The sequence below is a fragment of the Chryseobacterium sp. 'Rf worker isolate 10' genome (assembly GCF_050753305.1).
Taxonomy (GTDB): Bacteria; Bacteroidota; Bacteroidia; order Flavobacteriales; family Weeksellaceae; genus Chryseobacterium.
Window position 1 is genome coordinate 1,199,123 of the sequence record NZ_JBOZOF010000001.1, and the last position, 18,931, is coordinate 1,218,053.

Below are 18,931 nucleotides of genomic sequence, written 5' to 3' on the forward strand. Positions count from 1 at the left end.
AAAAACATCGTACATTTAGATACTCAAACGATTAGAATATGGAAAGAAGTACGAGAGTATCAGTTTATGTAAGTGATAATCCTTCTGAAATTCAGTTGGTTAAGTCTAAATTGGATGACGCGCAAATTACAAATACCGTTGAAAATAACTATCTTACGTTTACCACAACACCAACAGCAACTTCGCTTAAGGTAATGGTAGATCTGGAAGATGAAACAAAAGCATTTGATGTTATTGATGCTTACCTTCAACAAAGTGAAAATCAATAAAACAATTTCATAATTTTAAATTTTACTACTTCAAACCGAAAATTAATCTAAATTAATTTTCGGTTTTTTAATTAATTTCAAACTATTAAAAGACGAATGATTAAAGAATCAGAATGGGCCATTTGATCATTCATCTTTTAATCAAATTTTACAACATGAATCCAGAGATCAAACTAAGACAGGCAGAAATTGAAGACAGAAACATTATTTGGGAAATTATTCAGCAATCCATTGAAAGAAGAAAACAGGATGGAAGTACCCAGTGGCAGAACGGATATCCTAATCTTGGAACAGTAGAAAGTGATATTGCAAAAGGATTTGGTCACGTTATGACAGTAGACGGCGAGATTGCAGTATATGCAGCTCTTATTCTGAATGACGAACCCGCTTACAGTACCATTGAAGGAGCATGGCTTAGTAACGGTGAATTTGTTGTGGTTCACAGAGTGGCTGTGGATGAAAAATTTGCAGGACAGGGTATGGTGAAAAAACTTTTTGATCAGATCGAAGAATTTACCAAATCCCATGGTATTCAGAGTATTAAAGTAGATACCAACCATGATAATATTGCCATGTTGAAAATCCTTGAAGGCAGAGGATATTCCTATTGTGGAGAAGTTCTTTTGAAAGACGGAATGAGAAAAGCTTTTGAGAAGATTATAATTTAAGCAAAAAGTTAAATCCTCTTTCATTGAATTTTTAAACCGCCCTTTATTTATAAACTCTATCAGGTTTGTTCGTTTGGTTCTGAACTAATTTTTACATTTGTTCAAATTTTTATATTATGCATAAAAGTATAGAAATTGATGAAAAAATTTTTCAGGATGCCGTAAAGTTCTACGGTGTCGTGTTCAGCTTACCCCCCTTAGCATCTAAAATTTATTCCTACCTTCTTTTCGATTATGAGAAAGTAGGAATTACTTTTGATGAGTTTGTGGAAGTGCTTTCTGCAAGCAAGAGTTCTGTTTCTACCAGTATTTCTTTACTGTTAAACGCCGAGCTTATTGTAGATCACAATAAAATGGATGAGCGGAAACGATATTTTTTCATCAATGACGAGTACAAGAAAATACGATTCGAAAAAATTGTCCAAAAAATGCAGGACGAATTAAAACTATTAGATGATTTAAACAATTTTAAAAAAAGTAAAGACGATGGATACAATGAAAGAATAGAAGTTTACAAAGCACTCTTAAATAAAAATATAGAAAATATTCAGGAATCTCTTAATAAACTATAAAATGAATAATAAGCTAGTTATACTTTCCATTGCAGCGTTTTCACTGACGGCCTGCAAAAAAGAAGCTCCGAAGCAGGATGGTGCCAAGCCATACCCTGTTGTTTCTGTGGAGTCAAAAAATATAGTGGGTTATCAGACGTTTCCGGCTACCATTCAGGGTAGGGTAAACAATGATGTACGTGCAAAAATACAAGGGTATATTACCCAGGTACTGGTAGATGAAGGGCAATATGTTACAAAGGGACAGCCATTGTTCCGTCTTGAAACCAATATTCTGAACGAAAATGCTGCCGCTTCCAAAGCAGGAATCGGTGCTGCCGAATCCAGTATTGCAGCCGCTCAGGCTTCTGTAAATGCTGCTCAGGTTGAAGTGAACAAACTAAAACCTCTGGTTCAGAAAAACATCATCAGCAACGTACAGCTGCAGACCGCTCAGGCTCAGCTGGCTCAGGCTCAGGCACAGCTACAGCAGGCCAATGCTGCTAAAAGACAGGCTGAAGCCAATTATAAAGGAGTGGAAGCCAATATCGAATATTCTATCATTCGTGCGCCTATTTCAGGGGTTATCGGAAGACTTCCGTTAAAAGTCGGAAGTTTGGTAGGTCCGTCTGATCAGACGCCTCTTACAACGATTTCTGATACGTCTGAGATCTTTGCTTACTTTGCCATGAATGAAAAAGAGTATTTTGATTTCCTTGAAAAATCTCCAGGTGCTTCTATGCCTGAGAAAATCAAAAACTTACCCATGGTAGAGCTTCAGTTGGCAAACGGAAGCCTTTATCCTGAAAAAGGAAGAATTGAAGCCATTACTGGTCAGATTGATCCGACAACAGGAACCATTCAGTTCAGAGTTGCCTTCACTAATGCTCAAAAACTATTAAGCAACGGTAACAGCGGAACCATCAGATTCCCTCAGCATTATGACAATGTATTGGTAGTTCCTGAAAGTGCTACTTACGAACAGCAGGGTATTGTTTATGTATACAAAGTAGAAAAAGGAGATACTGCGAGAAACGTTGTGGTAAATGTTATTGACAGAATCGACAATTTGGCTCTTATAAAATCAGGAGTTAATAAAGGGGAAAAAGTTATTGCAGCTGGTATCGGAGGTTTGAAACCGGGAACAGCAGTGAAGCCGAAACCAATCAAAATGGATAGTCTTGTTCAATCAATAAAACCGAAATTCTAATGATAAAGAACTTTATTAACAGACCGGTTTTATCTACCGTAATCTCAATCTTGATTGTGATTCTCGGTGTGCTAGGGCTGATCTCGTTACCGGTTACGCAGTACCCGGATATTGCACCGCCTACGGTGAGTGTTTCCGCAAACTATACGGGAGCCAATGCTGAGACGGTAATGAAGAGTGTTGTAGTACCTTTGGAAGAACAGATCAACGGGGTGGAAGGTATGGATTATATCACTTCCAGTGCGGGGAACGACGGTTCTGCCCAAATCCAGGTTTTCTTCAAACAAGGAATTGACCCGGATATTGCTGCGGTAAACGTACAGAACCGTGTGGCCAGAGCAACACCTCTTCTGCCATCCGAAGTAACACGTTCAGGGGTTGTAACCCAGAAACAGCAGACAAGTGCCCTGATGTATATGTCTTTCTATTCTGAAAATAAAGACCTTGATGATGTATACCTTCAGAACTTTTTGAACATCAACATTATTCCAAACCTTAAAAGGGTAAATGGTGTAGGGGATGCCAATGTTTTTGGGGGTAAAAACTACTCGATGAGAATTTGGCTGGATCCAGCGAAAATGGCTGCCTACAGTGTGACTCCTACGGATGTTACCAATGCGATTAATGAGCAAAGTAGGGAAGCTGCTGCAGGTTCTATCGGACAAAACAGCGGGAGTTCTTTTGAATATATCATCAAATATGTAGGTAAATTCAACGATAAAGAACAGTACGATAATATCATCATCAAATCTCTTGCAAACGGACAAAACCTGATGTTGAAAGATGTTGCCAAAGTAGAACTGGCAGGCCAGTCTTACACAGGAATCGGGGAAAACGGAAACAGTCCTTCCATCAGTATGGGGATCTTCCAGACGCCGGGATCCAACGCTCAGGAGATCATTAAAAATATTAAAACGTATCTGAAATCAGCGGAGGGAACTTTCCCTAAAGGAATCAAATATACTTTTAACTTTGATACCAACGAATTCCTGGAAGCTTCTATTGAAAAGGTAGTTCATACCCTGATCGAAGCCTTTATTCTGGTATTTATTGTAGTATATATTTTCCTTCAGGATTTCAGGTCTACGCTGATTCCTGCCATTGCAGTTCCGGTATCTATTGTAGGAGCGTTTTTCTTCCTGAATCTTTTCGGGTATTCATTGAACCTCTTAACATTATTTGCATTGGTACTGGCGATCGGTATTGTGGTGGATGACGCCATTGTGGTCGTCGAGGCCGTCCATGCGAAGATGGAACACGGTATTTCTGATGCGAAAAAAGCTACGGTAGAAGCAATGGATGAGATTACAGGAGCTATTATTTCTATTACTTTGGTAATGGCAGCTGTATTTATTCCTGTGACGTTCATTACAGGACCTACAGGGGTATTTTATCAGCAGTTTGGTATTACACTGATTATTGCGATCATCATTTCTGCTATTAATGCATTAACGTTAAGCCCGGTTTTATGTTCATTATTCTTAAAACCTCACGCAGAGCATCATGCAGAGTACAAGAACTTAAATATTCTACAGAAATTTTTCTATAAGTTTAATATTGCTTTTAAAACAACTACTGAACGTTACGGAAGAGGATTTGTATTCTTATTAAGACATAAATGGGTTACCCTTATTATTTTCGCAGTTACCGGAGGGATCTTATTCTGGGCAAGCACCAGTATGAAGAAAGGTTTTGTACCTACAGAAGACAGAGGGATTATCTTTACGGATGTTCAGCTTCCTCCGGGAGCTTCTATGGAAAGAACTTATAACGCTTTAAAAACGCTTCAGGCTAAAGCATTGAAAGTTCCGGGAGTACAGAACGTAACGATTTCCACAGGTAGAGGATTCTTATCCGGAAACGGAAGTAATAACGGTCTTGCCTTTGTGAAACTAAAACCTTTTGACGAAAGAAAAAAAGACGGACAGACTTCTGAAGATATCACGAAAAAATTATTTGGAATTGTAGGAGCCGTACCGGATGCCAAAGTGGTATTCTTCCAACCGCCAAGTGTACCAGGATTTGGTAACAGTGCAGGTTTTGAAATGGTATTACTGGACAAATCTGGAGGTGAATATGCTGATTTAGATGCTAAAACGAATGAATTCATCGGTAAGCTGATGGAAAGACCGGAAATTCAATTTGCACAAACTTCATTCAATACCAAATATCCTCAGTATCAGATGGAAATTAACGTTCCTCTGAGCAAACAGCTTGGGGTTTCTGTAAATGATATCCTGGCTACCATGCAGGGGTATATTGGTGGTATTTATACAGCCGATTTTACTAAGTATGGAAAGCAGTTCAGAGTTATGGTTCAGGCACTTCCTGAAAACAGACAGAATATTGAAAATCTGAACCAGCTCTATGTCAGAACAGGATCAGGTATCATGTCCCCGATTTCACAGTTTGTAACACTGAAAAAAGCATATGGACCACAATCTGTAAGCCGTTATAACTTGTTTACCTCCGTGAAAGTGACGGGAGCAAACTCTGAAGGATACAGTTCCGGGGATGCCATTACTGCTGTACAGCAGGTGGCCAATGAAACCCTGAATCAAAACTATGCAGTAGAATTTACAGGGTTAACAAGAGAAGAATTAAATTCAGGATCTCAGACGCTTCTGATCTTTGCATTGAGTTTAATTTTTGTTTACTTTATTCTTTCTGCACAGTATGAAAGTTATATCCTTCCGCTGGTTGTTGTAATTTCTCTTCCTTTAGGGGTAATGGGAGCTTACTTCGGACAGAAGATTATGGGTTTGGAGAATAATATTTATTTCCAGATTGCCCTGATCATGCTTGTGGGATTACTGGCGAAAAATGCGATCCTTATCGTTGAATTTGCTGTTCAGAGAAGGCATCACGGTGAAACCATTGTCATGTCAGCCATCAATGCAGCTAAAGCGAGGGTAAGACCTATCCTAATGACATCGTTCGCCTTTATCTTCGGTTTATTACCTTTAGTCCTGGCAAGTGGAATTGGTGCAGTGGGTAACAGATCTATTGCTACAGGTGCGGCTATTGGACTATTGATAGGAACTATTTTAGGATTATTTGTAATTCCTGTACTGTATGTGATTTTCGAAACACTGCAGGAAAAAATTAAGCCTATCAAAAAAGAAGAAATCAATTTAGCAGAATAAAATTAAGATTTAAGAAATTAGAAGTTAGAAATTAGAGATGAGTCTAAAAACTAACTTCTAACTTCTAAACTCTAACTTCTAATTAAAAATAATGAAGAGTTTATTAAACATTATAAAAGGAATCACTTTTTCAGTTTTCATACTCGGAGCCATCTCATCTTGTATGGCAAGAAAAGAGTATGAAAGACCGAAGAACGTTGTAGACGAAAAGCTGTTCCGTACAGATATGCTTCCTTCAGACAGTGCCAGCATCGCCAATATTTCATGGAAAGAAATATTTACCGATCCGATACTGCAAGGGCATATTTCTAAAGCATTAGAGAATAATCTTGATATCCGAATTGCTTTAGAAAGTATCAATTCTGCGGAAGCCTATCTGAAACAAAGTAAAGCAGCATATCAGCCGACACTTTCTATCGGGCCCAACTATACGTTCCAGACACAGTCTATCAACACTCAGTTTGGACAGATTATTGGAGAAAGACGTTATGTAAACCAGTTTGACATTACGGCGAGTATCGGATGGGAAGCAGATATCTGGGGGAAATTAAGAGCGCAGGAGAAAGCACAGTTAGCTACTTATTTAGGAACTGTTGCTGCTCATAAAGCGGTAAAAAGCAGCCTTGTGTCTTCCATCGCTTCTGCGTATTATCAATTATTGACTTTTGATGCGCAGAAGAGAATTATTACGGAAACCATTGCGGTAAGAGAGAAAAACCTGGAAGCGACAAAAGCTTTAAAAATTTCCGGAACAGTTACTGAAGTTGCAGTGCAGCAGAGCGAAGCGCTTGTTTTCAATGCTAAATCATTACTGATTGATATTGATACACAGATTCAGCTGCTGGAAAATACCATGAGTCTTCTAATGGGTGAGCCTTCTCATTCTATTGAAAGATCTACATTGGAAGGGCAGAACATTCCGATTGATTTGAAATTAGGGTATCCTTCTCAGCTTCTGGCTAACCGTCCGGATGTAATGAGAGCGGAATATAATCTGATGAATGCTTTCGAATTGACAAATTCTGCCAAAGCACAGTTTTATCCAACTTTAAAACTGACAGGGAGCGGAGGGCTTCAGTCTGTGGATATTGACCATTTGTTCAGCGTAAATTCATTGTTTGCGAATGTAGTGGCAGGATTGGCTCAGCCAATTTTGAACAAAAGACAGATTAAGACCAACTATGATGTGAGCCTTGCAAATCAGGAAACGGCTTATTTAAACTTCAGAAAGACAGTTCTTACTGCCGGGAAAGAAGTTTCTGATGCCATCAGGGTTTTCTCTGTTCAGGATTCATTCATTGAATTAAAACAAAAAGAGCTGAATGCCTATAAAAAATCGGTTGACTATTCTCAGGAATTGGTAAACTATGGTATGGCCAACTATCTTGAAGTTTTGAATGCAAGTGTAAATTCATTGAATGCAGAACTTAATATTTCTAATGCAAGATACAGTAAAATGAAAGCAGCTGTAGAGCTTTATCAGGCTTTAGGCGGAGGCTGGAAATAATACTATTTTGTTAGATAATGAAAAACGTATGTCAGTATTGGCATACGTTTTTTTATGGAAATATTTTAAACTCGAGAAATTTCGGTTTTAATTATTGATCATGTTAAAATTCTTTAATAGGTAAAATCAATTTGTATTTATGTATTTAACTACGTAGTTTTGTACTTTAAAATTGAAAACACTATGAAATTACAGATACAACCCATAGGAAATTCTTATTCAGAGCAAGCTATTGATTTGATTTTAACGATTCAGCAGAAAGAGTTTAATATTCCAATTACCATACAGGATCAGCCTGATCTTTTGCAGATCGAGAGTTTTTATACAGAAGCTGGAGGTAACTTTTGGGGTGCTTTTGTGGATGGAGAACTGGTAGGCTCTATTGCTTTGGTTAAATTTGATGAAAGGGCAGGAGCGATCAGAAAAATGTTTGTCAAAAAAGAATTCAGAGGAAAAGACTTGAATATTGCCCAGGAATTATTGGAAGTTTTAATTTCTTTCTGTCGGGAAAACGGAATTGATGATTTATATTTGGGAACCATCACAGTATTGAAAGCTGCTCAACGGTTTTACGAACGGAATCATTTTGTAAAGATTAAAAAAGGAAATCTTCCGGTGAAATTTCCTTTAATGAGTGCCGACGATGTTTTTTATCATTTAAATATGGACTGAATATGAATGTAATCAACGAAGCAGGAATTCTTGCGATATCCACCCGACTGCACCGCCTTAGTGAACAACTGAGGAAAGATGGAGCTCTTATCTATAAAGCATTCGGAATTGATTTCGAGCTGAAATGGTTTCCGGTTATTTTTACCATTTATAAAAAAGAAATAGCTAGTGTGGTAGAGATTGCCAATGAAATAGGGTATACCCATCCATCAACGATAACGCTGCTCAAAGAACTCGAAAAACAGGAATTGATCCAATGGGAAAAAGATAAACAGGATGAACGAAAAAGGATGTTTATACTGACATCCAAAGGAAAAGAACTCATTGAGAAAATGAAACCAGTCTGGGAACTGATGTCACAAATTTTAGGGGACATTTCAGACAATAAAAATAATCTGCTGACTGCTATTGATGAAGCGGAAGAGAAAATTGCCAGCCAGTCTTTTTATCAGAGGGCGCTGCAGGTGAAGAATTCGAAATAAAATAATGATTGGAAAACTTAATCAGTATAAAAATAATAAACCCGCCAATTCTGGCGGGTTTATTGAGTTCATTATTAAAATAATATGATCTTAGAATCTTAAAGTAGCTGCAACAGACCAGGTTCTTCCAAAACCAAGGAATCCTGTATTGCTATCTGCAACACCCTGATACACTCTGCCAGCGTCCTGATAGGTTTTTCCGGCATCCGGACCGTTAGCGATTTTATCACCAGCGAAGATATTGGAGCTTAATTCAGAAATATAATATTTGTTGAATAAGTTGTATACGTTCGCTCTCAATGTTAAAGATTTTTTTGCATCCAATGTGAATTTGTAAGAAGCCCCTACATCAAATAAATGGTAGCTTGGCAATTTTACAATTCCTTTTTCTCTTGCTGCTTCAGTAAGGAAGTTGATCGGGTTGAATTGTGCATAAAGCTTGTCATAGTATTCCCAGTTAGCATCAATACTGAATGCTTTGGTAATATTATAATCAGCCCCGATACTTGCAGTAGTTTGTGCAGCATCTCCTACCTTCAGGTCTTTGATGTTGATCACTCCTGTAGCTCCGGATATTTCCTGATTGGTTTGTACATCAAGGATGTTGAAGTTAGCGTTTCCTTTGTACTTCCAGTTACCGAAAGAAACCATACCTCTAAGCTTAAGGTTAGCAAAAGGTCTTGCCTTTGCTTCCAATTCAAGTCCCTGGTGTAACTGACCTACGTTCAATGCATTATAGAAATAAGCATTTCCAAGGCTTAACTGGGAGAATTTTGCAACATCTGCTGCTGTAGCATTGAATGTTCTTGAAATAAATCTGTCATCCCACTGCGTTCTGTAAGCATTGATGTTTACATCTATATAACGCGATTTGAAACCATATCCTAACTCTACAGAAAAGATTCTTTCATTCTTTGCATCGTTGTAGATATTCTGGTTTGAAGGGAACAAAGCGTTGAATAAAGGCTGTCTTGAGATAACCCCTGTATTGAAAAATACATTATGGTGGTCATCTATATTATAGTTGGCACCACCTTTTACGATATAACCCGTTTTGTGATACCATTTTGTCTCCTGATTTCCTGGTGTATACAGCATATAATCTACTCTCTTGTAGTATTGCTCGGAAACGGATCCCTGAACGGATGCACTTAGTTTTTCAGAGCTGTATTCAACCATTCCATAGATACCAGCCCATTTTACCAAACCTTCGTTATGGATAGATACTTTCTGAGCATCTTTAAGTTTTGTAAGGGGTTCAGGTTTTACCGTTTGATTGATAAAATATCCCTTTGGTACATTGGCTGTATTAGGAACATATAATGCATCTGATCCTAACATATCCGTTACGATGTCGTACAGTGCTCCTTTGTATGTTTTAAGATCAATACCTCCGTTAAAGGTCCAGTTATTCTTTTTGTAATTAAGGTCGGCGATTACCCCATACCAGTCATGAGCATTGATGCTTTGTTTTCTAACGATCCCATTGGTTCCGTTCAGTGTAGCTACATATTTTCCGTTATAATCGGTAGGAGAACCTGCAGGTGCAGTGAATGTTGATTTTTGGAAAGTATTTCCATTATAATCTGTTACCATACCGCCTCTGTTATAACGATAAATCATATCCCAGTTGATCGTACCGTCTCCGCCTGCACCAGAATTCATGAAATTCATAGTTTGTCCTGCCGCATTTTTGATAGAACCGTTAAGTCCGGTACCTCCACCGCCACGTCCCCATGAACCATAAAGAACTGTGGATAGTTTCAGATTATCATTGATATTCCAGTCCCAGTTTAATGAAGCGATAGGCTTGTGGTAGAAGTTAGGTGCTAAATTGAATTGAGAACCGTTCAGCATTCCTGTTTGTGGGTTGTATCTTCTTCCATACGTATCAAGTTGCTGCAAAGTAGCTACATTCGCTCCGGTTGCAGAAGATCTTCTTGTGTCGTGTACCTGTGGCGCTCCGGTTGCGATAAAGTTAAATGCATGTTTTTCATTAGGCTTAAATCCTGTAGAGAAAAACCAGGAATAACCTTCTCCCTGTGTTCCGTTGATGTATCCGTCACCTTGCCAACGGGAAAGCAATACGGTTGTTCCCCATTTGTTTTTTAACCCAGAAGAGTACATTGCAGATATTCTGGAGTAGTTGTCGTTACCAACTTCTCCTTTCACCATTGCTTTCTGCTCAGAATCGGTAGCTTTGGTTACAATATTAATGGTTCCTCCTACAGATGGAACCACAAATTTAGAAGCTCCCAATCCTCTCTGAATTTGGATATTGCTGGCAATATCAGCTAATCCAGTCCAGTTGGACCAATAAACAGTACCTCCCTGCATGTCATTCACCGGCTGTCCGTTGATAATAACTGCAATGTTAGCCCCGTCAAAACCTCTCATGTTGATTCTGCTGTCTCCGAATCCTCCACCTACTTTGGTCACATAAACGGATGGAGTAGACTTCATAATTTCAGGGAATTCTCTGTTTCCAAGTTTCTCCTGAATTTCTGCTGCTTTAATGTTGGAAACTGCAACAGGTGTTTTTCTCTCTTTGGCTGTTTGGGAAAGGTTTCTACCTACCAAAATAACCTCATCAATAGATTTTGATTTGTCTAATGAATCCTTCGTACTCTGACCATAATATATGGCGGCCGTAGGTAATACAAGCGCTATAATAAGTCGCTTTTTAAAAGTAATGTTCATGAAATAAACTAGCGTGTTTGATTTTAAGGCTGCAAAGATGGATAATTATTTTTGAATTAAGTATTAAATCTTCCTGAAGTGACATCCTATTGTGTGCATATAACGCATTATTACTCGTTTTTTTGAATGTATTAATTATTTCAGATATTTAATTTACAATTTGTTATAAAAGTGAATTATATAAAAAACAGGGTTGTTTTTAACGAATAAAAATAATGATGCAGCTTCTCTAAAAATCTATCATTGTGTATTTTTTTTAATGACCTTTGTGGTTTGATTAATTTTGTATCATTATTAATATATTTGCAGATATTATTTGTATCAAATTCATTTTATTAGATAACATAAGGTTTTCTATTATTTTAAAAACTAAAATATGACCCAGCTCAGCCTGTTCGATTCAGAAGATTTGTATGAATTTCCAAAAGACCTTTTGGAGTACAGAGAACATTTCCTGAGTCAGGAAGAAGCGGACCAACTTAAAAACCATTTGCTTGAAACTGCTCCCTGGAAACAAAGAACCCAGAAAATGTATGATAAAATGGTTTTGACACCCCGTTTAACGGCTTGGTATGGTGACCCGAAAACGGATTATCCATTGGGTAATGGTGAAGTGGATAATAACCTCTGGACTTGCGAATTATTTTCTTTAAAACAAAGAATAGAAGAAACATTCGGTTATCAGTTCAATTCTGTATTGCTTAATCTTTACAGAGATCATAATGATTCGGTTGCATGGCACCGAGATAAAGAGAGCAGATATGGAAAACGTCCTGTGATTGCGTCTTTAAGTTTAGGACAGACCAGAAATTTTGATTTCCGGAAAAAGGATCATCACCAGAGCAAATACAGCCTGCCACTTCCTCATGGTTCATTATTGATTATGAAAGGAGATCTTCAGGAAAATTGGGAACATCGGATTGCTAAATCTGTAACCTCTATGAAAGAGCGTATTAATCTTACATTCCGGCTGGTTCGTGAAGAATAGAATATTTATTGCAATGGATAAGTTGAGGTATTTCGTTTCAAAATAAAAACCTGAAGTCCTTTCTTTTTCCACAAAAAAGCTGCACCTTTGCCTCCACAATGGGGTGCTACAGAACAGTGGCTGAGATGATACCCAGGAATGTACTTCCACACCTGATCCGGATAATGCCGGCGTAGGGATTGCTTACCAATCATCTCATCATTTGATTTCTAATAATTAATATGATGCAGGACATTTTAAAACAAATTACCTTACCGGAATGGTTCGGAGTCTTATTTTCAGTTATTCAGGTTTTACTGGCTCGTAAAAACAATGTCAACAACTATCTTTTCGGAATTGCAGGGATTCTGCTAACGTTGTATGTAATGCTTACCTCCAAGCTTTATGCTGAATTTACTTTAAATCTTTATTACCTGATCATGAGCATCTACGGATGGCTGTATTGGAAATTTGGGAAACAGAAATCCGAAATGGAAATCTCCGTTACCACCACCACAGAAAAATGGATTACCGGAGGTATTGTTCTGGGTACTTTTATTTTATTCTGGTCTTTTCTTACCCATTTTACCGATTCTGATGTTCCGGTCTGGGATTCTCTGGTAAGTGCTTTTGCCTGGGCAGGAATGTGGCTGATGGCAAGACGGAAAATTGAAAACTGGGTGATATTGAACGTAAGTAATATTATTTCTATTCCTTTAATGATTCATAAGGAATTGTATCTCTATGCTGTCTTGACGTCATTTTTATTTTTAGTAGCTATTTCCGGATATATTGAATGGCAGAAAATCATTAAATCCAAAGCTCATGCTCAGTACTAAAGCTATCAGACAAGAACTTCAAGGAGCTTCTGTAATTTCGGATAAAGTAATAGAGCATATTCACGAAGAAGGATTACTTAAGATCTGGGTTCCTCAAAAGTATGGAGGACTGGGCTATCGTTTTGAGGAAGGACTTAAAGCATTGTTCGGCTGGGCAGAAACTGATGGAAGCTTTGGCTGGATGCTGACACTTTGTGCCGGAGCCAATTATTTTTCCAGAAACATCAAACCCGAGGTGGCTCAATTGCTGTTCACTCATTCTGAAACATGCTTTGGCGGAAGCGGTATGATTGGTGGCACTGCGGAAAAACAAAATGATAATACCTACGTGATTAATGGTTCGTGGAATTTTGCAACCGGAGCACCCCATCTGACGCATTTTACTTTAAATGCTAAAATTACAGACAACGGGAAATCTATAATAGATGAAGATGGTAATGAGGTCATTCGTTCATTCATTATTAAGAAAGAACATGCTAAAATTATTCCCAATTGGAAATCGATGGGAATGAAAGCCAGCGGAACCTATTCATTCACCATTGAAAATGTTCTCATTAGTGAAGATTACAGTTTTGTTTATGATACCTTTTTCACCAATGATATTTTGGACAGTATTCCGTTTCGGGTTTTTGCAGATTTAACGCTGTTGGTCAATTACCTGGGAATAGCATCTCATTTTATTGAAGAGGCAGAATATATTCGTCCTGAGATCCATTTCAAAAGTTTCGCTGAGTCTGTTGAAAAACATTTGGAAAAAGTACTAAATATTTCCAGAGAAGTAGAAAATATACTGGGTGATCATAAAGTGATTTCGGACGATCAACAATACGAGATCCACCAATATGGAGTAGAGCTGGTGCAAAAATTATCTCATCAAATCCTTACGGTTTATACACAATTAGGAATCCGGGCAACGGATACCAATTCTGTAGTGTATCAGGTGTTCTGTGACTATTTTACAGCGGCTATGCATTCCAATTTCAGACCTTCCGCTGAAGATCTAAACTTTTCTTTTTAAACAAGGAATATTTCAGTAAAAATCTCGGGATCAATTATTGCTAAGGATTTAAACTTAATATAAATTTAATATGATTGCCATAGGTTTTGGATACTTTTGTACCACCAGTTTTGAGTTCAAAGACGTATTAAAGAATGGATCATTTTAAAGAAATATATTCCGGTTACAAGCATAGGGTGTATTTCTTTGTGGCAAAATACCTTTCAGAGCAAGAGGATATAGAAGAAATTGTTCAGGACATTTTTATGCATGTCTGGAAATATCTATCCAAAGCCCATTCTCCGTCAGAAATCGAAGCACTTATCTTTAAATCTGCCAAACAGGAAATTTCCAATTTCTACCGCAAAAGAAAAATGATCTTTGTTCCTCTTGAAAATTCTCAGGATAATCAGGGCGAACAAATCTCCGACATAGAAAAACAGGTACAGCAGGAAGATCAGCTCAAAAAGATAGAAAGTCTTTTGGAACAGGTTCCCGAAAGAAGCCGCGAGTTTTTCATCAAAAATAAGATCCAGAATCTCAGTCTTTTTACGATTGCTCAGGAAAATGATATTTCGAAAACAGCCGTTGAAAAACATGTTAATAAGGTGTTGAAGTTTCTGAGAGCGAATTTGAGTTTTTTCTTTTAGCTTATAGACTTTTATTCTCATCTAATTTATTTCAATCAATTAGGTTTAATTTAATTTTAACCTAGTGTCCTCCAATATGAACAAATCGTTAAATCAAAAAAATAGAGGTTGACGATTGTACACTTCCTGCGTATTCTCTAATAAAGATCAAACAAGAGAGTATGGATTTCGAAAATCAATGGAAATCAGTCAAAGAAGAAAACCGGAAAATGAAAGATTCGGCAGATCAGCGAATTTGGAACGGACTTGAAAATAAAATCAGATCCAGAAACAAAACAAAACGTTTTCTGTGGGCTGCCGCTGTTCTTTTACCCTTGTTTACAGTAATGACTTTGTTTTTTACTGAAAATGATCTGAAATCTTCAAATCATCAGCAAATGGTTTTCAGAACAGAAACGATTCAAAAGGAATTTACTTTACCGGATGGAAGTATTATTACCCTGGAACCAGAAAGTGAATTGACACTGACCGATAATTTCGGAAAAAAAACCAGAAATGTTTCTTTCAAGGGAAAAGCATTCTTCAGTGTTGCTAAAAATAAAGCATTGCCCTTTATTATCGATGCGAATGGATTTAAAGTAAAAGTATTGGGCACAAAATTTCTTTTGGACCAGAGATCCGAAGATAAAAAAGTCTATCTGAAAGAAGGAAAAGTGAAAATTGATTATAAGGGAAATACAACCTATCTTTTGCCTAAAGAAACGTGGCTTGCAGAAAAGGACGGCACTGAAAAGCATTTCTACGATCAGGATGTTGTAAGAACATTTGATTTTAATGAGATGAAATTCGGGCAGGCGATTTCTCAATTGGAGAAAACGTACAATATTTCGATCACTTATCCTCAGGATTATAAAGAGAATATTATAAACGGGAATATTACTGGAGATCTGGATAAAGTGATTAAAACTATAGAGTTTCCATTTAATCTCAATACAAGAAAAAAATCAAATCATCATATCGTTTTAGAAAAATAATGCACCAGTAATTGGGGTTACCGATGCATTGAATATAAATCAGTCAAATAACAACTAATTTCAGCAAAGCTATGAAAAAAACAACAATTAGCATGATGTTGTTGGGTCTTTTGTGTGCGCCACAGTTTACCTACGCAGAGGCTAACAAATGTTTTCAACAGTCCGTCATTCAGCGGAAAAAACCATTAATTAAAATTTTTGAAAAACTGTCCAAAGAGCATGGTGTAAAATTCTTTTATTCGGTGTCAGACCTGAAGGATATTCAGGTAGACGAGTCTCAGGTTAACTATCAGTCATTGTCTTCGTCTTTAGATTATCTGAAGAAAAGTATTGGTCTGGATTTTAATGTAGATCAAAAAACAGTCACCGTTCGTCTCAATGCAAGAGCGATTGCAAAAATTCAGAGAGCGAATGCCCTTCAGACTGGAGATTATGCCAACTCAGTAAAAGATACGGCAAAATCCAGAGAAAAAAATATTGATGAGGTTGTTTTAGTCGGCTATGGGAAACAAAGTAAGAAAAACAATTCAGGTTCTATTTCTTCTATTGACGAGAAGCAGATGAAAGGAGTTGCATCCAGCAACTTCGGAGATATTATTGCAGGAAAAGCAACGGGAGTCCAAATTACTCAAGCCAATGCAACGCCGGGAGGTTCACCATCTATCAGAGTAAGAGGAATCGGTACGTTAACGGCAGGATCCAATCCTTTGATCGTTGTAGACGGACTTCCTTTAACCGAAGGTTCCAATCTGAATGCTATTGACCCAAATTCCATTGCCAAAATTGATATTCTGAAAGATGCCGCTTCTGCAGCTATTTATGGTTCCAGAGGAGCGAATGGTGTCATTATTATTGAAACAAAACAAGGGAAAAAGGGGAGAATGGCCGTTTCTTTCGATTCCTATTACGGAATGCAGATGAGAAGTGACAATGTGAAGCTAGTGAATGCTTATGATATGGCCACTTTTCTGAAAGAAGCCAGAGACAACAATTATCTTTCTAAAGGCAGTAACAGAAGTGTTTCCGATGACAATGCAACAAGAATAAGCAAAGGTGCTTCTTTGAGAGAATTAATTCCAGATTATTTAGCTCCATATCTGGCCAAGCAGCCTGGATTAACCGATACCGACTGGTTGAATACCGTAATGAAACCTGCACCCATCAGTCAGACTTCCCTGAATATTACCGGAGGAAGTGATAAAAGTAAATATGCTTTTACCATGAGCTATTTTAACCAGAAAGGATTGGTAATCGGTACAGACTATGAAAAATTTTCCACCAGCGTAAACCTTTCCACAGAACTTACTGATAAATGGAAAGTAGGAGTGACGATGACTCCTTCTTATGCCACTGGGACCATCAATGCTGCAGAAAATTCGAGAAGCTACAATCCTCTGCAGATGGCTACCGCAATGTATCCTTTTTTTAAGCCTTATAATAATGATGGAAGTCTTGCCATTTCCCAGCAAATATTGGGAAATACAGCAACAGATGGAGCTTTGGTAGAAAACCCGGTTGCCGTTCAGGAAATGACCAACAGGAAGTATACTTTATTTAAAACATTCGGAAATATTTTTACAGAGCTTGAGTTGCTGAAAGGGTTGAAATACAGACTGTCAGTAGGCGGAGATTACACCAATTACGAATATAATTTCTTTGATCCTTCCACGGTGGGAGCGTACAGAGCAGCAGCCCCGGATGTGACTTTTGCCAACAGAACAGAATATATCCGAAAAAATTATCTGATTGAAAACCTGCTTTCATTTGATCAAAAATGGGGCGAGCATAGAGTAGATGCTATTGCGGGGCAGTCTTTTCAGCAGGAAGATAATACACAGCTTTTAACTGAAGCCACTGCCTTTCCTGATAACAGCATCCGGAATATTGCAGGCGGAACTTCATTTAAAAATACACTGACACAGTACAAATGGAGGTTGATGTCTTATTTTACAAGGGTTAATTACACCTTTGATAATAAGTATAATTTGATGGCTTCTTATCGTAGAGACGGTTCTTCACGTTTCGGAAAGAATTCGAAATGGGGCGATTTCTATGCTTTTTCTGCAGGCTGGACCATCAGTAATGAAAATTTCTTTCCTGAAAATACTATCATAACGGATTTGAAACTCAGATACAGTCTGGGAAGCAACGGAAATAACCAGATTCCAAATTTTGGGGCACTTTCGCTGATGAATCCTGATAATTATAATTTCGGAGGAGTTTTAGTTCCGGGATACACGACGGCTACCGCTCCCAACCCTAATATTTCCTGGGAAAAATCGAGATCAAACAACTTCGGAATTGATTTTTCACTGTTTAAAAATATCCTGAATATTTCCGCAGATTATTATATTCTCAACAGAGATGGTTTGCTGTTAGATGTTCCTGTTCCACAACAGTCCGGTTTCAGTACATCTCTTCAGAATATCGGGAAAATCAAAAATTCTGGTTTTGAATTACAGATTGCTTCGAAAACGTTCAACATTGCAAATGATTTTACCTACTCAGGAAGCTTTAATTTTTCAACCAACAAAAATGAAGTTTTAGCTTTAGCAAACGGGCAAAATCAGATTATCACGGGAGAAAATAATTTCTCTGTCACAAAAGTGGGAGGTTCTATCGGTGAAATGTATGGGTATAATATTGTTGGGATTTACAAAACCCAGGAAGAGATCAACAACTCACCACACATTACCGGAACGATGGTAGGAGACTATATTATGGAAGATCTTAATGGTGATGGAAAAATTGATGTCAATGATAAAAGAAGTTTCGGAAGCGGAGTTCCAAAATATATTCTTGGATTTAATAATAATTTCAGATACGGACTTTTTGAATTAAGTTTCTCATTATACAGCGAAATCGGAAAAAGAATTTATAATGCGGATGCTGTCACTACTTTAGAATCGGGGGAAGGTTTTGGAATGGCTTCACAGTATTATTTTGACAACCGTTACAATGCAGTAACCAATCCCAACGGATTTTTCGGAATGCCGAATATGAACTTCTCCAACAACAGAAAAGAGGCCAGAACTTCAAATCTATACTTTAAAAATGCAGATTATGTAAGACTGAGGTCTCTTCGTCTTGCCTTCAATTTCCCAAAATCAATGCTTGGAAATATCGGTTTGGAAAACGCACAGATCTACCTGGTTGGAAACAATCTTTTTACCCTTTCAAAATATAAAGGAATGAATATCGATGCCACTTCAGACAATGTTCTTACGCAGGGCTTTGATCAGGCATATTATCCGGTCGCTAAAATTTATTCTGTAGGCTTTAACCTTAAATTTTAAAAT

The 18,931-nt window shown here is 37.6% G+C and carries 15 protein-coding genes; 14 read left to right on the plus strand and 1 reads right to left on the minus strand.

Translation table 11 applies throughout. The features are described from left to right. The first annotated feature begins 38 nt into the window (after positions 1–38). The 8 genes from LKL37_RS05275 (at position 39) to LKL37_RS05310 (ending at position 8,505) form a co-directional block, all read left to right on the plus strand. Positions 39–269 carry a DUF2007 domain-containing protein gene (locus tag LKL37_RS05275; RefSeq protein WP_431609536.1) on the plus strand — a complete coding sequence of 77 codons (231 nt, stop codon included), beginning with the start codon at positions 39–41 and terminating at the stop codon, positions 267–269. A gap of 155 nt (positions 270–424) precedes the next feature. Beyond that, positions 425–937, plus strand: a complete 513-nt coding sequence (locus LKL37_RS05280) for an N-acetyltransferase family protein (protein ID WP_431609537.1) — start codon at positions 425–427, stop codon at positions 935–937. A 116-nt stretch (positions 938–1,053) separates the two neighbouring features. Further along, a complete protein-coding gene (locus LKL37_RS05285; protein WP_431609538.1) occupies positions 1,054–1,509 on the plus strand; it encodes a transcriptional regulator in 456 nt (151 codons plus the stop codon). Between the two features lies 1 nt (position 1,510). Further along, a complete protein-coding gene (locus LKL37_RS05290; protein WP_431609539.1) occupies positions 1,511–2,698 on the plus strand; it encodes an efflux RND transporter periplasmic adaptor subunit in 1,188 nt (395 codons plus the stop codon). Beyond that, entirely contained in the window at positions 2,698–5,844 is a 3,147-nt protein-coding gene (locus tag LKL37_RS05295) for an efflux RND transporter permease subunit (RefSeq protein ID WP_431609540.1), read from the plus strand. Before LKL37_RS05290 ends, LKL37_RS05295 begins: the two co-directional genes overlap by 1 nt. A gap of 91 nt (positions 5,845–5,935) precedes the next feature. After that, a complete protein-coding gene (locus tag LKL37_RS05300; protein ID WP_431609541.1) occupies positions 5,936–7,351 on the plus strand; it encodes an efflux transporter outer membrane subunit in 1,416 nt (471 codons plus the stop codon). Positions 7,352–7,534: 183 nt separating this feature from the next. Next, on the plus strand, positions 7,535–8,023 hold the full coding sequence (locus tag LKL37_RS05305; protein ID WP_431609542.1) for a GNAT family N-acetyltransferase: 489 nt from the start codon (positions 7,535–7,537) through the stop codon (positions 8,021–8,023). Positions 8,024–8,025: 2 nt separating this feature from the next. Next, positions 8,026–8,505 (plus strand): MarR family winged helix-turn-helix transcriptional regulator, encoded by a 480-nt coding sequence (locus tag LKL37_RS05310; RefSeq protein ID WP_431609543.1) that lies wholly within the window; start codon positions 8,026–8,028, stop codon positions 8,503–8,505. A gap of 90 nt (positions 8,506–8,595) precedes the next feature. On the opposite strand, the gene LKL37_RS05315 is transcribed toward LKL37_RS05310, so the two are convergent. Continuing rightward, the gene (locus tag LKL37_RS05315; RefSeq protein ID WP_431609544.1) at positions 8,596–11,205 is read right to left on the minus strand and encodes a TonB-dependent receptor; all 2,610 of its coding nucleotides are present in this window, start codon (positions 11,203–11,205) and stop codon (positions 8,596–8,598) included. Positions 11,206–11,581: 376 nt separating this feature from the next. Here LKL37_RS05315 and LKL37_RS05320 point away from each other — a divergent pair, with 376 nt between their 5' ends. The 6 genes from LKL37_RS05320 to LKL37_RS05345 all read left to right on the plus strand — a co-directional run bounded on the left by LKL37_RS05320 (position 11,582) and on the right by LKL37_RS05345 (position 18,928). Further along, a complete protein-coding gene (locus tag LKL37_RS05320) occupies positions 11,582–12,193 on the plus strand; it encodes an alpha-ketoglutarate-dependent dioxygenase AlkB family protein (protein ID WP_431609545.1) in 612 nt (203 codons plus the stop codon). Between the two features lie 221 nt (positions 12,194–12,414). Further along, positions 12,415–13,011, plus strand: a complete 597-nt coding sequence (pnuC, locus tag LKL37_RS05325; RefSeq protein ID WP_431609546.1) for a nicotinamide riboside transporter PnuC — start codon at positions 12,415–12,417, stop codon at positions 13,009–13,011. Next, the gene (locus LKL37_RS05330) at positions 12,998–14,029 is read left to right on the plus strand and encodes a hypothetical protein (protein WP_431609547.1); all 1,032 of its coding nucleotides are present in this window, start codon (positions 12,998–13,000) and stop codon (positions 14,027–14,029) included. The genes pnuC and LKL37_RS05330 overlap by 14 nt, the downstream gene beginning before the upstream one ends. Positions 14,030–14,163: 134 nt before the next feature. After that, positions 14,164–14,658, plus strand: coding sequence for an RNA polymerase sigma factor (locus LKL37_RS05335; protein ID WP_431609548.1), 495 nt, complete (start codon positions 14,164–14,166; stop codon positions 14,656–14,658). Positions 14,659–14,819: 161 nt separating this feature from the next. Continuing rightward, positions 14,820–15,632 (plus strand): FecR family protein, encoded by an 813-nt coding sequence (locus LKL37_RS05340; protein WP_431609549.1) that lies wholly within the window; start codon positions 14,820–14,822, stop codon positions 15,630–15,632. A 71-nt stretch (positions 15,633–15,703) separates the two neighbouring features. Continuing rightward, positions 15,704–18,928, plus strand: coding sequence for a SusC/RagA family TonB-linked outer membrane protein (locus LKL37_RS05345; RefSeq protein WP_431609550.1), 3,225 nt, complete (start codon positions 15,704–15,706; stop codon positions 18,926–18,928). Positions 18,929–18,931 lie beyond the last annotated feature (3 nt).

Excerpts from the sequence above, each read along its gene's own strand:
- LKL37_RS05275 (WP_431609536.1), top strand. The coding sequence starts at position 39 with ATGGAAAGAAGTACGAGAGTATCAGTTTATGTAAGTGATAATCCTTCT.
- LKL37_RS05280 (WP_431609537.1), top strand. The coding sequence starts at position 425 with ATGAATCCAGAGATCAAACTAAGACAGGCAGAAATTGAAGACAGAAAC.
- LKL37_RS05285 (WP_431609538.1), top strand. The coding sequence starts at position 1,054 with ATGCATAAAAGTATAGAAATTGATGAAAAAATTTTTCAGGATGCCGTA.
- LKL37_RS05290 (WP_431609539.1), top strand. The coding sequence starts at position 1,511 with ATGAATAATAAGCTAGTTATACTTTCCATTGCAGCGTTTTCACTGACG.
- LKL37_RS05295 (WP_431609540.1), top strand. The coding sequence starts at position 2,698 with ATGATAAAGAACTTTATTAACAGACCGGTTTTATCTACCGTAATCTCA.
- LKL37_RS05300 (WP_431609541.1), top strand. The coding sequence starts at position 5,936 with ATGAAGAGTTTATTAAACATTATAAAAGGAATCACTTTTTCAGTTTTC.
- LKL37_RS05305 (WP_431609542.1), top strand. The coding sequence starts at position 7,535 with ATGAAATTACAGATACAACCCATAGGAAATTCTTATTCAGAGCAAGCT.
- LKL37_RS05310 (WP_431609543.1), top strand. The coding sequence starts at position 8,026 with ATGAATGTAATCAACGAAGCAGGAATTCTTGCGATATCCACCCGACTG.
- LKL37_RS05315 (WP_431609544.1), bottom strand. The coding sequence starts at position 11,205 with ATGAACATTACTTTTAAAAAGCGACTTATTATAGCGCTTGTATTACCT.
- LKL37_RS05320 (WP_431609545.1), top strand. The coding sequence starts at position 11,582 with ATGACCCAGCTCAGCCTGTTCGATTCAGAAGATTTGTATGAATTTCCA.
- pnuC (WP_431609546.1), top strand. The coding sequence starts at position 12,415 with ATGATGCAGGACATTTTAAAACAAATTACCTTACCGGAATGGTTCGGA.
- LKL37_RS05330 (WP_431609547.1), top strand. The coding sequence starts at position 12,998 with ATGCTCAGTACTAAAGCTATCAGACAAGAACTTCAAGGAGCTTCTGTA.
- LKL37_RS05335 (WP_431609548.1), top strand. The coding sequence starts at position 14,164 with ATGGATCATTTTAAAGAAATATATTCCGGTTACAAGCATAGGGTGTAT.
- LKL37_RS05340 (WP_431609549.1), top strand. The coding sequence starts at position 14,820 with ATGGATTTCGAAAATCAATGGAAATCAGTCAAAGAAGAAAACCGGAAA.
- LKL37_RS05345 (WP_431609550.1), top strand. The coding sequence starts at position 15,704 with ATGAAAAAAACAACAATTAGCATGATGTTGTTGGGTCTTTTGTGTGCG.